This window comes from Pseudomonas botevensis (assembly GCF_019145475.1).
Classification (GTDB): Bacteria; Pseudomonadota; Gammaproteobacteria; order Pseudomonadales; family Pseudomonadaceae; genus Aquipseudomonas; species Aquipseudomonas botevensis.
In genome coordinates, this window is sequence record NZ_JAHTKI010000006.1 from 240,350 (window position 1) to 255,454 (window position 15,105).

At 63.0% G+C, this 15,105-nt stretch carries 12 protein-coding genes; 3 read left to right on the top strand and 9 right to left on the bottom strand.

Features of this window, described 5'->3' with window-relative positions; translation table 11 throughout:
• The first annotated feature begins 67 nt into the window (after positions 1–67).
• The 3 genes from KVQ74_RS11005 (at position 68) to KVQ74_RS11015 (ending at position 2,195) form a co-directional block, all read left to right on the top strand.
• Positions 68–949, top strand: a complete 882-nt coding sequence (locus KVQ74_RS11005) for a LysR family transcriptional regulator (RefSeq protein ID WP_217831090.1) — start codon at positions 68–70, stop codon at positions 947–949.
• A gap of 52 nt (positions 950–1,001) precedes the next feature.
• On the top strand, positions 1,002–1,583 hold the full coding sequence (locus KVQ74_RS11010; RefSeq protein ID WP_217831091.1) for an NAD(P)H-dependent oxidoreductase: 582 nt from the start codon (positions 1,002–1,004) through the stop codon (positions 1,581–1,583).
• Positions 1,584–1,784: 201 nt separating this feature from the next.
• The gene (locus tag KVQ74_RS11015) at positions 1,785–2,195 is read left to right on the top strand and encodes a MerR family transcriptional regulator (protein WP_217831092.1); all 411 of its coding nucleotides are present in this window, start codon (positions 1,785–1,787) and stop codon (positions 2,193–2,195) included.
• A gap of 69 nt (positions 2,196–2,264) precedes the next feature.
• Here the strand turns inward: KVQ74_RS11015 and KVQ74_RS11020 are convergent, their stop codons facing one another.
• The 9 genes from KVQ74_RS11020 to KVQ74_RS11060 form a co-directional block, all read right to left on the bottom strand.
• On the bottom strand, positions 2,265–4,880 hold the full coding sequence (locus KVQ74_RS11020; protein ID WP_217831093.1) for an efflux RND transporter permease subunit: 2,616 nt from the start codon (positions 4,878–4,880) through the stop codon (positions 2,265–2,267).
• 30 nt (positions 4,881–4,910) lie between these two features.
• Positions 4,911–5,747 carry an outer membrane lipoprotein-sorting protein gene (locus KVQ74_RS11025; RefSeq protein ID WP_217831094.1) on the bottom strand — a complete coding sequence of 279 codons (837 nt, stop codon included), beginning with the start codon at positions 5,745–5,747 and terminating at the stop codon, positions 4,911–4,913.
• Positions 5,748–5,817: 70 nt separating this feature from the next.
• Positions 5,818–7,116, bottom strand: coding sequence for a DUF1302 family protein (locus tag KVQ74_RS11030; RefSeq protein WP_217831095.1), 1,299 nt, complete (start codon positions 7,114–7,116; stop codon positions 5,818–5,820).
• A gap of 2 nt (positions 7,117–7,118) precedes the next feature.
• Positions 7,119–7,883 carry an SDR family NAD(P)-dependent oxidoreductase gene (locus KVQ74_RS11035; RefSeq protein ID WP_217831096.1) on the bottom strand — a complete coding sequence of 255 codons (765 nt, stop codon included), beginning with the start codon at positions 7,881–7,883 and terminating at the stop codon, positions 7,119–7,121.
• The gene (locus KVQ74_RS11040) at positions 7,880–8,617 is read right to left on the bottom strand and encodes an SDR family NAD(P)-dependent oxidoreductase (RefSeq protein ID WP_217831097.1); all 738 of its coding nucleotides are present in this window, start codon (positions 8,615–8,617) and stop codon (positions 7,880–7,882) included. The genes KVQ74_RS11035 and KVQ74_RS11040 overlap by 4 nt, the downstream gene beginning before the upstream one ends.
• A 9-nt stretch (positions 8,618–8,626) precedes the next feature.
• A complete protein-coding gene (locus KVQ74_RS11045) occupies positions 8,627–11,497 on the bottom strand; it encodes an aminotransferase class III-fold pyridoxal phosphate-dependent enzyme (protein WP_217831098.1) in 2,871 nt (956 codons plus the stop codon).
• Positions 11,498–11,551: 54 nt separating this feature from the next.
• Complete coding sequence (locus KVQ74_RS11050) at positions 11,552–12,757, bottom strand: beta-ketoacyl synthase N-terminal-like domain-containing protein (RefSeq protein WP_217831099.1); 1,206 nt, start codon at positions 12,755–12,757, stop codon at positions 11,552–11,554.
• Entirely contained in the window at positions 12,754–14,049 is a 1,296-nt protein-coding gene (locus KVQ74_RS11055; protein ID WP_217831100.1) for a beta-ketoacyl-[acyl-carrier-protein] synthase family protein, read from the bottom strand. The genes KVQ74_RS11050 and KVQ74_RS11055 overlap by 4 nt, the downstream gene beginning before the upstream one ends.
• Positions 14,046–15,104: a beta-ketoacyl-[acyl-carrier-protein] synthase family protein gene (locus KVQ74_RS11060; protein WP_217831101.1), complete on the bottom strand. Its 1,059-nt coding sequence runs from the start codon at positions 15,102–15,104 to the stop codon at positions 14,046–14,048. The genes KVQ74_RS11055 and KVQ74_RS11060 overlap by 4 nt, the downstream gene beginning before the upstream one ends.
• Position 15,105 lies beyond the last annotated feature (1 nt).

A 15,105-nucleotide genomic window follows, 5' to 3' on the forward strand; every position in this document is an offset into this window, starting at 1 on the left:
GAACCCATGTGGGAGTGGGCTTGCCCACGAAGAGGCCGGCCCTGACACCCAAAATACCGAGCGCCTCATGCACTTCGACCTCACCGACCTGCGCCTCTACCTGCACATCCTCGACACCGGCAACATCACCGCCGGCGCGGCCCGCAGCCACCTCTCGCTGGCCGCCGCCAGCGCGCGCATCCGCGCCATGGAAGCCTCGCTGGGCACCGAGTTCCTGCAACGCGGGCGCCGTGGGGTCACGCCGACTGCGGCGGGCAAGGCCCTGGCGCAACATGCGCGGATACTTCTGCAACAGGCCGAGCGGATGCAACAGGACCTGGCCGACTACGCCCGAGGCGTCAAAGGTCAGGTGCGCCTGTTGTGCAACACCACCGCCATGACCGAATACCTGCCGGAGGTGCTGGCGGACTTTCTGTGCAGTCACCGCAACCTGGACATCGACTTGCAGGAGTTGCCCAGCGCCCGCATCACCCATGCCTTGCGCCAGGGCGCGGCGGATCTGGGGATTGTCTCTGATGCGGTCGATACCACCGATTTGCAGACCCGCCCCTTTCGCGACGATCCACTGGTGCTGATTCTGCCGACGGGTCATCCGCTGGCCGAACGTTCGTCGCTGACCTTCAGCGAAACCCTCGGCCATGACTACGTGGCGCTGGGCGCCGACAGCGCGCTGGCGATTCATCTGGAGGAACAGGCGCTGCACATCGGGCAACGGATGTCGATCCGCATCCGCGCCGACGGCTTCGATGGCGTGACGCGCATGGTCGCCCGAGGCGCCGGGTTGGCCATCGTGCCGAAAGTCGCCATCGAACGCTGGGCGCCGGCAGGCGGAGTCATCAGCCGGCCGCTGGACGAATCCTGGGCCAACCGCCGGCTGCAACTGTGCGCGCGCCGTTTCGAGCAGCTGCCCGGTTACGCCCAGGCGTTGCTCGAGGCGCTGATGCCTTGACTCTACCGCTAGGGGCAGACTCTATCCTGTGAGCTTCATTTCAGGAGTACACATGATGAGCAAACGCATGCTCGTGATTCTGGGTCATCCGTCCACCGACAGCTTTTGCGGCGCCCTGACCGACACTTACGTCCAGGCCGCCAAGGAAGCCGGCCATGACGTGCGCCTGCTGCGTCTGGATGCGCTGGACTTCGACCCGGTCCTGCACGAGGGTTACAACAAGGTCCAGCCCCTGGAGCCGGATCTGCTGCAGGCCCAGACCGACATCACCTGGGCCGAACACCTGACGTTCGTCTATCCGATCTGGTGGGGCGGGATCCCGGCGCTGTTCAAGGGTTTTCTCGACCGGATCCTGCTGTCCGGCTTCGCCTTCAAGTACCGCAAGGGCAAGGCCTTCCCGGACAAACTGCTCAAGGGCCGCACCGCGCATCTGCTGGTGACCATGGATACACCGCCCTGGTACTACAAGTGGATCTATCGCATGCCGGGCCTGCACCAGATGCGCAAGACCACCCTGGAATTCTGCGGCATCAAGCCGACCAAGACGCTGACGTTCGGGCCGATCCTGGGCTCCAAGCCAGAACAGCGTGACGTCTGGCTGGAGCAGGCGCGCCTGACCGCCGCCGCCAGCTGAGGCTTTCCCGCCAGCACCACTGACGGCGCCAACGCGCGCCGTCAGCCCCTCTCCGGGCTCACGCCGAGGCCCGTCCGTCACCTGTGCGCGTCATTTGCGCACAGTTGCAACGTTTTGAATGGTATTGCTCTTATAATCGCCCCCGATCAGGCATGAGGCCTGGTCGCGCCATGCGCTGTTTGATCATCGAGACGGATCTTTATGTATATCGGCAAAGCCGCCCAGCTGTCGGGCACCACAGTCAAAAGCATTCGCCATTACGAGGAAATCGGCCTGTTGCCCGAGCCCAAGCGTGAAGGCAAATACCGCATCTACAGCCAGCAGAGCGTCGAGGTCCTGACGTTCATCAAGTGCGCCCAGCAACTGGGCTTCAAGCTCAAAGAACTGCAGGTCATCCTCAACAACTATCGCGGCGACAACTTTCCCTGGGACATGGCGCAAAAAGCGATCGCCGAAAAAAAAGCCGAGCTGGTTTCCCAGATCGGCGATTTGCAGCAAGTCCACGATGGCCTCGAAGCGTTTGAAAACAACCTCAACGAAGCCCGCCAGGAATGTCAGTTCGAGCGTATCGCCCGCCACGGTGAAAAAAAGCCGGCCAACATGCTGAACTGAACACCCTGCTGCGCCACATGACCTGGCTCGCATGCCGAATCGCGGCATACAGACCGGGCCGGTGGCGAATCAACCGGCAACAGCCTCCCCTGCTTCGTGCGGTGCCGGCACCTTCGGCGCAACCGGAGCAATCGCGCCGAAGAACCATGGCGAAACCAGGGTCACCAGCACAATGGTCATGACCCCGCTGGAGAACAGCGCCATGGCCACCAGTGCGCCGAGGTCGACGATCGGCTTGAAGTCGGAAAACAGCAGCGCCATGAAGCCCACGGAGAAGATCACCACGTTCATCACCGTGGAGCGACCGACGCTGTGCATTGCCTGCAGAATGGCCGCATCGATTTCAATTCCCTGCTGCACCAGCAGCTTGATCCGCGACAGCAGATGCACCGCATAGTCGACCACCCCGACCACCAGGAACGTCACCAGCGTCGTGCCGATGTTCAGCTCGATGCCGAACAGGAACATGAAGCCGTAGACGGTCACCGAGGTGGTCAACAAGGTCAGCATGCCGAGCAAGCCCAGCCGCACGGATTTGAGCCAGTACATCATCATCAGCGTCACCACCAGCAACGCCAGGGAGAAGCTCAGCACCTGGCCCTGGGTGATTTCCTGCAACACGCCGGTCCAGATCAACGGGGTGCCGGCGTGCGTCACTTCAAGGTTCGCCGGTTTGTTGACCAGCAGCCAGGCATCCAGCCGATCGAGCATGGCCTGATAGTCGCTGGCGACCGACGAGGTCATGGTGTACAGGGTCAAGGCCTTGGAGAAGTCGGCGTTGAGTACGTTGTTCAGGTCGGAACCACCACCGTTTTCAAACAGCATCACATGCTGTTCGATCAGCGAGTTGCCCGGCACTTCGAACTGCTCGACCTGCCCTTCGTCGTTGACCGACGTGACCTTCTCCAGCGCATTCGGCACGCGCAGGTATTCAGGGTTCATGTCGTTGAGCACCAGGTTCATGCGCTTGACGTAGGTGGCCAGCGAGTAGCCGTAACTGATGTTCGGCTGCTGCTTGATGAAGTGGTCGAGCTTGTCGATGAACTGCACCACTTCGGTGGTCAGCACGCCGCGCGGCTCCTTGCTGTCGATGGCGATCCAGCCCGGTGCCGTGCCCGCCACCCTGGCGTGGTTGATGAACTGGTCAGAGACGCGGATATGGCTTTCCGGCTTGAAATAGGCAATGCCGGAGTCTTCGATGTCGACGCGGAACGTGAACACCGTCGCCAGCGCCAGCAGCGGCACGACCACCACGAGGATCGGTTTGCGCAAGCGGATCATCCAGGCACAGAACGCGACCAGATACCGCGAGATGATCGATTCCTTGTGGACGACAACCCGGCTCTGAGCCACCGGGTCCTTGCCCCAGATCGAGATCCAGGCCGGAATCAGCAGCAATGAAATGATCAGCGCCGCCGTCAGGCCGATGGACATGAACACCCCGAAATTGCGGATGCTGACAATGTTGTTGGTGGTGGAAATCATGAACGTGGCGATGGTCGTCACCGTGGTCAACACCACCGGCACCACCATCAGCCGCTGGGTTTCGCGGTTGGCTTCGCGGTTGCTCTTGCCGGCGCTTTTCTGCTCGTAGTACTCGGCCATCACATGGATCGCGTCGGAACAGCAGATGGTGAACAGGAACACCGGCAGCACGCTGGTCAACAGGTCGAACGGCACGCGCAGCAACGCCATCAGCCCCAGGGTCCAGATGGTGCAGAACAGAATGTTGAACAGCGGCAACACCACGCCCAGCGGTTTGCGGAAGAAGAACACCAGCAACAGGGTGATCAACACAAACACGATGGGAAACAGCACCGCCAGGTCGTGATCGATGATTTCCTGCTGGGCGGCGATGAAGATCGGCATCCCGGCGATGAAGATCTCATCCGTGTACTCTGGGTGATCGGCCTGATACTGGGCGACGATGCTGCGCACGATCTGATAGGCGCGCAATTGCGCCTGCGCGTCGTCCTGTTTGGTGCCGAGTTCGGCCACCAGCATGGCGACTTTCTTGTCCTTCGACACCACGCCATCGACCATCAGCTCGTTGCCCATGATCTGCGATTCGACCACCGCCGGATCCATGTCGTAGGCATTGAGGGTCTTGTGAATCAGCAACTCGCCATCGTCGGTCAGGACGATGTTTTCCAGGTCACCCATCGACGCCATTTCGCGGATCGGGTTGATCCGTTCGGCGAGAAAGGTCAGGAACAGCTGGTCGTGGGAATCCCAGTTCTGGCTTTGCGCATGATCACGCAGGGCCTTGGCGTTGGCGTAGTCGTTCTGGGAGAAACCGCCCTCCAGAATGTCCCGGGTCAACAACTGCGCACGGCTGTCGTCCGGGTAGCGGGCGACGATTTGCGCCAGGGTGTCCTTGTCCGCATCGTTGGCCAGAATCATCTTGCGCACCGACTGCGACATCGAGAACAGCGCATTGAGCGTCTGCTTGTTGAACACCGTCTGCGGGTTGTTCAGCGCCACCATCACCGAGTCGAACGTGCCGGTGAACTCACCCTGCAGATCGATGATGGTCTTGCGGGCCGGGTGGTTTTCCTTGAGCAGGTAAGGGTTGGTGTCGGAAACCAGCGCGCCCAGCGTATAGGTGAAATACGCCGTGATCGCCACCAGCAGGAAAACAATCGCCCGCGCGTGGCGCTCGACGAAATTCAGATATCTTTCCATGATCATGCGTTCCAGGGTCAGGGTCGGAGCTTAGCGGGCAGACACGGCGTATTCCGGCAGGTCGCCGGTTTTCAGCCCGCGCTTGATCGCGGTCTGGGTGAACAGGCGATCTTCCAGCGGCACGTTGTACTGCAACTGGTTGAAGCGCATCTCCGAGCGCGTGCCATCGATGAAGTGTTCGGTTTCGCTGAGCACGATGCTGTCGATCGAATCGATGGTCTCGACTTTCTGCGTGCGCATCTGCTTGATCAGCACGCCTTTGACGTCGAAGAAATCCTGACGCATGACCAGCAGATTCTGCTTGTCGATCCAGACTTTCAGCTTGTTGTAACCGGTCTTGGCCAGCACCTCGGGAGAGGTCGGCTCACGTTCGATCACGTAGCAGTCGCGGCCCTTGATCGACTCTTCGCCCAACAGCTTCTGCGAGTAATCCTTGACGCGGATCTTGTCCAGGTCGGCGTAGGAGTACTCGCTGCCCATGAACGAGCCGCGCTTGTCGGTGGTGGAGATCCGGCGGGTCTGGCGGCTGACCGGCAGGTACATCCACTGGCTGTCTTCCAGGCCCAGGGTTTCGTGGGGGTTTTCGATGTGGAACGCCACGTCGCGCACATCGGTAGGGGCTGAGAAATACATGCTGAATTTGTCGCTGTCCGGGTAGTCCTTTTGCAGGTAAGTGAACTCGCGAACCCGGGTGTTGCCCTTCTTGTCGTGAAGGATCAGCGACACCTGGGACATGAAGCTGGTGCCGTCGTTGCGGTCGCGCACCTGGCGCATGATGTCGTCGGCATTGCTGGCGTCGGCGGCGCCGGCACACGCGCTTCCCAGGATCAGCGCGGCGGTGGTCAGGCTTTTGAAAATCGGCAACATGAGAACTTCCCTTTTCGTTGTATGGGTGCAATGGATGCCCACGTCGGCAGCGGCACGCAGGCGCATGGGGTTAGAACAGATATCCGGCGGACAACCGCACCTGATCGTGCTTGCGGTATTCGCCAAAGGTTCGGTCGGGCTTGCCGAAGAACACGTCCACTTCCAGACCGAGCTTGATGTAGTCCACCGGTTTGTAGGTGAAGATGCCTTGCAGCAAGGCGTTGTCCTTGAACGGTGGCGACGCGGCCGCCACCAGTCGACTCTTGAGTCGGTCCTGCCAATGGGTGCCCTCGGCCGACAGGGTGAACAGCGGCTCGCGCTTGTCCTGGACCATGCCGTCCTGCCAGTCGAGCAGCACCTGTTCCTGCCACTGCGCGGAGATCAGCCAGTCGCGAAACAGGTAGTCGAGCCCCAGCAGCGACTTGACCATCGGTGTGCTGTCGGCGCCGTGGGCGCGGGTCGGATTGGTCACCCGCCAGTTGTCGAAATACGCGACCTCGCTGCGCACCACGATGCTGTGCCCAGCATCGATCGCCAGCCCCGCACCGCCCATGGTGTAGCGTGGAAACTGGCGCTCCAGGCGTGTGCGACCATCGTCGGCCAGCCCTTCGACGGCATACACCGGGTCCTGCTGACGGGCGCTCAGCGCGACGAAACTGGTGTCCACTGCGCCGATCCGGCCATTGGCGCTCAAGCCATAGCCGTACCCGTCATGACCGTCGTAGCCGGGCTTGGAATCGACCACGAAATACTGCGGATCGGGCGTGGCGAACAGCGGTGCGTCGAATTCGCTGCCCGCCACCGGCGCACGGTTTTTCACGAAGTCGGTGATCCACAGCGCTTCCAGCTCCCACTCGCCCAGCGGCTGCGCAAACCGCACCATCGGCACCGCGATGCGGCTGTCTTCCAACAGCGGCGTCACGCCATCGCGATAGTCCAGCGGGTTGACCTGATCGAGCACTCGCAACTCATCGGCGCGGCCCCAGACCACTTGCTGCCAACCCACCGTCACCTCGCCGTCACCCAATGAGTGACCGACGTACAGATGCCGCCAGTCGGCGTCGAAGCGGTACTTGTCCCGCGCCCGCTCGCTGTACGGATTGTTGCCGTCATAACGCGCGTCGTAACGCACGCGGCCCTTGGCCTTGTAGTAACCGCCGTCCCAGCTGTCCTCCAGATTGGCCTTGAAATACACGGCCTTCTGGGTGACCTGATCGTCGCCATGCAGGCGCAACGCCGTGGCGATGCCGATCTCGGCATCGGCGTAATCAGGCTTGAGATCCTCGGCGGTGAGCTCGGCCATGGCGGCCGGCGCCGCCACGCACGCCCACACCGTCCACGCAATGCGGTTTATCGCTGATCGAGGCATCGTTACATTCCCAACCCGACGCCGCCATCGATCACCAGACTCTGGGCCGTCACCCCGCCCGCCTCCGGGCTGGCGAGATAACGCACCATCGCCGCCACCTCCTCGCTCTGGATAAAGCGGCGCATCGGCAGTTTTTTCTTCGCGTTGCGCACGATCTGTTCCTGGGTCAGCCCGGCAATCGCCGCTTGCGTCGCCAGCTCGCCCTGCAGCATCGGCGTGTCGATCCACGCCGGCAGGATCGCGTTGACCGTGATCTGCCGTGGCGCGAGATCCAGCGCCAGCGCCTTGGTCATGCCGACGATGCCGTGCTTGGACGCGCAGTACGCGGTGTTGCGCACCTTGCCGGCGCGTCCGAGGATCGACGACATGTTGATGATCCGCCCGCGATCCGGCATCAGCGCCAGACACAACGACGTGACGTAGAACGTGCCGTTGAGGTTGACCGAAATCACCTGATGCCAGTTCTTCAGATCCTCCGGCTCGTTCTCGTTGCAGATGCCGGCGCTGTTGACCAGCACGTCGACGTAATCGAGCTGCGTGCCCAAGGTCTTGAAGAACGTTTCCATGGCCGGCAGATCGGCGATGTTCGCCCAGTGGGTTTCGACCCGCGCCTTGATCTGTTCCTGCCGTTCATCCACCCAGCGCTGCAGCTCCGGCAGATCCATGTCCAGCAGGATCAAGCGGTTTTCGGCGTCGCTGGCAAAATCCTCGGCCACGGCCCGACCGATGCCCTTGGCGGCACCGGTGATCAGAATCGTCCGGCTCATGGCATTTTCAGCCCGCCGTTGACCGGCAGGACCTCCCCGGTCAGGTACAGCCCGCGATCGGCGATGTACAGCACCGCCTCGGCGATTTCCTCGGGTTCGGCGTAACGCTTGATCAGCAGGCGCGACTGGATTTCCTCCTCCTGACTGCCGATCAGCGCGGTGCTCATCTCGGTCTTGACGATGCCCGGCGCCACCGCGTTGACGCGGATGTTGCGCGGCGCCAGCTCCACGGCCAGTGCGCGGGTCAATGCATCGACCCCGCCCTTGGCCGCCGCGTAGTTGCTCTGACCCTTGCCGGGCTTCTGCGCGGCTACCGAGCTGATATTGACGATGCACCCGCCACGCTGGCGGAGCATCCCCGGCACCACCTGCTGGCAGCAGAGCAAGGTGCCGATCAGGTTGGTCTGGATCACCTCGACGATGTCCCGTGCCGGCATGGTCGCCAGCAACCCGTCACGGGTGATGCCGGCGTTGTTGACCAGCAGATCGACGCGCTGGAAATGCCCGTCGACCCGCTCGAAAAAACCCTTGATGCTGTCACTGCTGCTGACGTCGCATTGCAGCGCCAGGCAATCGATGCCCAGGCCCTGTACCTCGTCGCGCAGCGCCATCGCCGCCACTTCGTCACGCACATAACTGAACGCGATCTGATAACCCGCGCCCGCCAGGGCCAGGACAATCGCCCGGCCGATGCCACGGCTGCCGCCGGTCACCACTGCTACTTTATTCGGCATGAGCGTTCCTTAGAGCGAGTTGTCGGTTTTGAACTGCGCGAGGCTGAACCCGTGGGTCGCCGCCAGTGCGCGAATCTGCTGCACCTGCTCGCGGCTGATATCGCCATAGGAGTAGTGCTGCTTCATCCCGGACAGGCCCATCAACACCGACTCGGCCATGCACGCATACAACTGACCCTGCTTGAGGTAGGCACGCACGTTCGGCGCCAGGCCATCGCCCAGCGGCGTCTGCACGATTCCGCCGTGCATGTAGAGCACGTCGGCGCGTTGGCTGGAGAGGTTCTGGTCCACGTTCAGCGGTACGGCGATGTCGCAGATCACGCTGTTTTCCGCGAAATGCTGTGCGTCGAGGAATGGCTGCGGAGCGTTCGCCGCACACAAAACGATGCGCGCCTGCTTGAGCACTTGCAGGTCGTTGCTGACGGTAATGAATGCGTGGGCGCCCAGACGTTCTTCGACCAGTTTCGCCACGCGCTGACCGAGGTCGGCACTGGCGCCGTGGGCCTGCAACAGGGCATCGAAACCTTCGATCTGCTGCAAGCGACTGGCAAGGCGATCCTGTTCGGCAACGCCTTTGAGAATCGCGCGGGCGGCTTCGGCGTAAATCTGCTGGGCGGTTTTTTCCAGACGGCGCAGGGAGCCGTCACGACCACTGCCGATCAGAATCAGATGCTCGACGCTGGTGGAGAGCAGCGAGGCATAAGTCGAAGCAATGTTGCCCGCCGCACCGACCACTGCCGCCGTTTGCCGGCCGAGTTCCAGGCCTTGTTGCTTGCAGCCCTGCTCGATGGCTTCCAGGCCCATGCCGATGGTCAGCGCGTTGCCCGAGGTCAGCGCCATGTCCGGGATCTTCAGCGCCTGGCAGTTGTTGGTGACGATCGAGGTGTACATGCCCAGCCCGGCGACGCTGTAGCCATCGGCGCGGGCGTCACGGATGCGGTTGCCGACTTCGTCGCGGATGGTTTCCAGATCGCCACTGGCGATGTACTCCGACATGGCATCGGAATGCATGCACAACGGGTACAGGGTGAACTCCACGGCGGTGCCGAGCTTCGAGCGGATCAGCACCGGGCCGATCGGTGCGGCACGGCGTTCCGGCGCCATGCGCTTGATGAACTCACGTTTCTGTTCAGGGCTGAGGGTCGACAGCGACGGATCGACATCGCTGAGCATGTCGGCATCGATCAGGTGATTGATGAACGCCACGCGAGCCACCACGCGCACGTTCTCATCAGACTTTGGGAGGCTTTCATCTCCCTTGAAGCTGACTTCGCGGGCCGGTACGCCAGGGATGGTGTCGGCCAGCACACCGGCGGCCAGCGGGAAGGCGTCGCGCCGACGCAGCATGTCGCAGACCTTCTGCAACGAGCCGATCAGACCGTCGATTTCCTCAAAGGTGATGCACACCGGCGGCTCCAGGCGAATCACGTTGGCGTTGCTGCCCGACGGCGCCACGCGCAGCGACTCGAATTGCAGCAGGTAGCCGGCGATGATGTAGCCCAGCGCATCGTTGTATTGAGCCGACGCCTGGACCAGCGAGCTGGTGCCGGTCAGGTCGTGCAGTTCGAAGCCCAGCAGCAGCCCGCGCCCGCGTACGTCGGCGATCACGTCCGGGTATGCCGCCTGGAGCTCCTGCAGCGAAGACTTCAGGTACTCGCCTTTCTTGTTCACGTCCTTGAGCATCGCGCTGTCGTTCTCGAACAGCCGACGCAGCGCCGAGAGGGCGATATGGCAGGACGCATCGTCTTCAGCGAAGGTCGAGCTGTGGATGTAGCTGAAATCGACTTCGTAATGGCTGGCGCGGATCACCGTCGCGGCGATTTTCATCAGACCGCCGCCCAGGGCCTTGGACAGGCAGTAGTAATCGCCCTGCAAGTTGAAATGGCTGGCGCCGAGCAAAGTGCCGGTGCGACCGAAACCCGATTGCACTTCGTCGATGACCAGCGGGCAGCGTTGTTCGTTGCACAGACGACGCAGACCCAGATAGAACTCACCGGCAAACTCGTTGATCCCGCCTTCACCCTGGATCGGCTCGAGCAGCACGGCGGTGATCGCGCTGAACGGCTCACGGCGCACGCGCAGGGTTTCGCCGCTCCACTCAAGGCCCAGCCAGTGATGGGTATGACGGGCCGGCAGGTCTTGCAGTTGCTGCGGCTGCTGCGGGTCGATGAACTCGACGTTGAGGCCAAAGCGGGCGAACGGCTTGCGGTATTGCTTGCCGTAAGTCAGTTGGACGGTGTTCACCAGTTTGCCGTGGAAGCTGCCACGCACCGCGAGGAACACCGGCTCGACATGCAGTTGCGCGAGGTTGTGCTGACGCACCGCTTCGGCCACCTGACGCACGGTGACGCTGGACAGATTTTGCGGAAGTACACCGGCCGGCAGGTCCAGATCGTCGACGTCCAGTTCGAAGTAAGCCTTGTCGCTGGCAACCAGATTGGCCAGTTCGAAATCACGCTCGTCGAACTGTTTCTGCAAGTTCTTCTGACGGCGGAACTCGGCGTGCTTGACGGCGATTTCCACTGACTCGGCGCCGCTGTTGGAGAAGGTCGAAATGTAGTGTTCGTTGTTGTTCAACTCACGGTTGAACGCCTCGCTGAGTTCACGCCCCAGCTGACCCGCCGCGCTGCGTACCGACATCTGTGCGTTGAACGGCACGTCGGCGCGCAACAGGTTGCACAGTTGATCGACGAATTGCGGGTCGTTGTGGCCGTGCAGCGCAGCACCATAACCGCCGAGGAAGTCGGTGACGGTCACTTCCGCGCCCTGCTTGTCGCGGTAAAACAATTTGCTGCCCAGCGCCCGATGGAACTGGCACTCCAGGCCCAGAGCCTGCATCAGTTCAACGAATTTCGGCCGTACGTAATCGCGGTAATCCATGACAGTTCTATCCCTTGAGTAAAAAATTCAGAAACGCTTGGTTGCGTCAGACGGTCAGTCGGCCGCGTGAAAATCCAGTTGGTAACAGGCGCTGAAGCCGTTGTCGTCGCGGTTGATCACCAGGCAATCGTGCAGCACCGCGTCACGCGGTTCGCCCATCACAAACGGCAGGTGCGGATTCACCGGCTGCTCCAGTCCGATGACCGGGGCAATGCTTTGCGCGTGCAGGGTCTGGCGAGCGATGATCAGATCGACCAGGCTCGGCGCGCCGCTGAGAATGCCGGTCAGCGGCGTGCTGCTGGTGATGTGCGCGGCGCCGGTGCGGGCCAGCGTGCGGGCCAGATCGGCATCCTTGTGCGGGTCGCCGCTGGCGCTGCCGATCAGCAGATCCACTTGTTTGTCCGGCAGGTTCAGCGAGTCCACGCGCGAGTGGGCGAACAGGCCCGAGAGGCAGGTCTGCGGCCCTTCCGGCAAGTCGTCGGCACGCCGCAGAATCAGCGCCGCCGCCCCTTCGCCGGCAATTCCGCCGCGCCCCTGAAGATCGAATCCGCGCAGACTCTGCGAACCGTCAGTGCCGATCACGCCGGCCTCGGCCAGTGCGGCCAGCGCCAGCGGATCGAGTTCACTGCCGGCGCCGACCACGATCGCCGCATCGATACGGCCGCTTTGCAGCGCCGCGCAGGCTTCGCGCAACGCCGCCAAGTTGCCGGCCACGCCTTGCATGTAGGCGTTGCACTCGCACTCCAGTTTCAAGGCGAGGCTGACGATCCCGAGCAAGCCGTTGCTCAGGCTCTTGAGCACCAGGAAGGGATCGAGGGCGCGCTCCTGCAAGACCTTTTGCGCGAGGCGTCGCATGTCGGCGCCGGTCGGCGTCTGGCATTCATGCAGCAGTTCGCCGTAGGACGTCAGCGACGGGTGGGTGTAGCCGCCCTGGCAGCAATAGAGGCCATAGCGCAGCCCGTCATTGCCCGGCTCAAGCCCGGCCTCGGCCAGCGCCTGACGCACCGAGCTGACGCCCCAGATCACCGCCGGCGGGCAGTAACGCTGAAGGTTTTGCGCAACGTCCTTGCGGCTGCGTTGATGGTCTTCGTCGTGAACATGACCGAACGCGGCAACACGCTCGCTGTGAAACAGCGACGATTGCAGCGGCATGATCGCGCTGCGTCCTTCACGGGCCGCCGACCAGAAGCGCTCGACGCCCCAACCGCTGGGCAACACACAACCGCTGCCGGCGATGGCAATACGCGCAATGGCCGTCATTGTCCGTGCTCCCGATATTTGCCCAGGGCCAGCGACGTGTTGAGGCCACCGAAACCGAAGGAGTTGCTGAGGGCGTAATCCACCCGGCGGCTGACCGCCTCACCGGCGCAGTAATCCAGGTCGCACTGCTCATCGGCGTCGTGCAGGTTCACCGTTGGCGTGACCAGATCGTTGAGGCAGGCCAGCGCGGTGACGATGCATTCCGGCGCCCCGGCTGCGGCGATCAGATGACCGAACTGTGATTTGTTGGCACTGACCGCCAGCGCCCGGTAGTGCTTGTGTTCGGCAAACACCTGCTTGATCGCCAGGGTTTCGGCGACATCGTTGAGCGGCGTCGAGGTGCCATGGGCGTTGATCAGATCGATCTGTTGCGCACGCAGTCCGGCATCGTCCAGCGCCGCCTGCATCGCCAGTGCCGCGCCCCGCCCTTGCGGTTGCGGCGCGGTGACTTTGTAGGCATCCAGACTGCTGCCGAAACCCAGCACTTCGGCATAGGGCGTCGCGCCCCGGGCCAAGGCGTGTTCGAGACTTTCCAGCACCACGAAACCACCGCCCTCGCCGGCAATCAGGCCGCTGCGATCGCGGTCGAACGGGCGACACAGATCGGCGCCCCAGCGCTGTTCTCCGGAGGCCGCACCGAGCAGGTACAGAGCGGCCATTGTGTCGAGGTTGAGCACCGAATCGGCGCCACCGGCGAGCGCGACCTTCACTTCGCCGCGACGGATCATCTGGAACGCATTGCCGATGGCCTGGGAGGCACCGGCACAGGCACTGCTGATGTTGATCACCGGCCCTTCGCAGCCCAGGTCGTCGGCGATCACTCGGGCCAGACGATCATTGCTCTGGCACAGCGAGCCCTCGGCGCTGACGTCAGCGCAGCGTGGCATCAGGTGCTGCCAGCCCGGCGCGCTGCCATCCGGCGCCTCGGTCAACAGCATGTCGGCGAGCATGTGTTGCGGCGCGCCGGAGGCACACAGCACCGCCGCGCCACGCAGTTGCTCCAGAGCGAGGCCGCTGTCGGCAACGGCCTGGGTGGCGGCCACCCAGCCAAAGCGGCTGCGTTTTTCCAGCGGTGTCGTCCACGCCGGATGGCCCTGCAGTTTTTCCGGCAACAGGCTCATGTCCACGGGCGCCGCGTAGCGCACCGCGAATGCCCCGTCCGGCACATCGTCCGGTTGCCATGGGCGTACACAGTGTTCGGCGCCGAGCATTTTTTCCCAGAGGGTCTGCCATTCGAAACCGAATCCGGTGACGGCGCCCAACCCGGTGATCACAATCCGTGTCTCGCTCATGCGTGCTTCTCCATGGTTTCACTGGCCAACAGCAACGCACCCCAGTGACCGGCGCGGGTGTGGCTGACAAGCAGCGTGTAGCCGGGCGTCGCCGCTGATTGACGAGCGTGATGCAAACTCAGCGCGACCTCGGTCAACAGGCCGCTGGCGCCCAGTTCACCGGTCATGCCGCGGGTGCTGCCGAGCGCTTGGCTCGACGCAGCAAACAGCTCGTTCAATTGCGGATCATCGGGATTGCCGACGATTCGTCCGACGTCGCCCAGGCACAGTTTTTCCCGGCTCAGCGCCTGGTCGATCACCCGTCGGCCGACCGCTTCGGCCCGTTGCGGATCGGCGCTGTAACCCCGAGCAAACCCGGCGATGCGCAAGGTCTGCGTGGCGTCCTGCGAAGGTGTCGAACTCAGCAGCAACGCGGCGGCGCCCTCACCGAACACCGGCTCGCTCGCCAGACCCGGCTCACGTAAATACAGCGCCGGAGTCAGGTTCGGGCTGCTGCTGACCACCAGCGCAGCCTCGGCGTTTTGCTCGCCGATCTGCTGGCAGGCTTCGATCAAGGCGTCGAGCCCGGCGTTGTCCTGGGAGCAGAATCCGCCCATCGGCCCGTGGCAGTTCAGCGCTTCGGCCACGTAGGCCATCACGCTGCTGTTGAGCAGGGTCAGCGCATGCAACGGCGGCGTATTGGCCAGCAGTTGGGCGAGTTGTTTGTGCGGCTGCTCGATGATCGCTTGCACCGCGTCCCAGCAAGGGCTTGGCGCGTCGACCTCGGGAATCGCCGCCGTCAGCGCAATCCGCGCAGGCGGCAGATCCAACGCCGCCAGAGCCGGCGCCAGGCGTGCTGCGCAATGCAGCAGACGCAGGCCCTGCGGCTCGACACTGCGCTGGATCTTGCGGTCGAACAGGTCGCCGGGCAGGCGTGGGGTCGGCAGCGCGAAAGCCTGGCGGCGAGCGTCGAATGCCAGCGGCTGGGCGTTCAAGGGCGCACCGAGCAGGTCCGCGCATTCACTCCCGGCAGCGTTCAGGATCGCCGCGTCATTGATGTAGATGGCTCTGTTCATC

Bases quoted from the DNA above. Each gene is read 5' to 3' on its own strand.
- KVQ74_RS11005 (WP_217831090.1), top strand. From the start codon at position 68: ATGCACTTCGACCTCACCGACCTGCGCCTCTACCTGCACATCCTCGAC.
- KVQ74_RS11010 (WP_217831091.1), top strand. From the start codon at position 1,002: ATGATGAGCAAACGCATGCTCGTGATTCTGGGTCATCCGTCCACCGAC.
- KVQ74_RS11015 (WP_217831092.1), top strand. From the start codon at position 1,785: ATGTATATCGGCAAAGCCGCCCAGCTGTCGGGCACCACAGTCAAAAGC.
- KVQ74_RS11020 (WP_217831093.1), bottom strand. From the start codon at position 4,880: ATGGAAAGATATCTGAATTTCGTCGAGCGCCACGCGCGGGCGATTGTT.
- KVQ74_RS11025 (WP_217831094.1), bottom strand. From the start codon at position 5,747: ATGTTGCCGATTTTCAAAAGCCTGACCACCGCCGCGCTGATCCTGGGA.
- KVQ74_RS11030 (WP_217831095.1), bottom strand. From the start codon at position 7,116: ATGCCTCGATCAGCGATAAACCGCATTGCGTGGACGGTGTGGGCGTGC.
- KVQ74_RS11035 (WP_217831096.1), bottom strand. From the start codon at position 7,883: ATGAGCCGGACGATTCTGATCACCGGTGCCGCCAAGGGCATCGGTCGG.
- KVQ74_RS11040 (WP_217831097.1), bottom strand. From the start codon at position 8,617: ATGCCGAATAAAGTAGCAGTGGTGACCGGCGGCAGCCGTGGCATCGGC.
- KVQ74_RS11045 (WP_217831098.1), bottom strand. From the start codon at position 11,497: ATGGATTACCGCGATTACGTACGGCCGAAATTCGTTGAACTGATGCAG.
- KVQ74_RS11050 (WP_217831099.1), bottom strand. From the start codon at position 12,757: ATGACGGCCATTGCGCGTATTGCCATCGCCGGCAGCGGTTGTGTGTTG.
- KVQ74_RS11055 (WP_217831100.1), bottom strand. From the start codon at position 14,049: ATGAGCGAGACACGGATTGTGATCACCGGGTTGGGCGCCGTCACCGGA.
- KVQ74_RS11060 (WP_217831101.1), bottom strand. From the start codon at position 15,104: ATGAACAGAGCCATCTACATCAATGACGCGGCGATCCTGAACGCTGCC.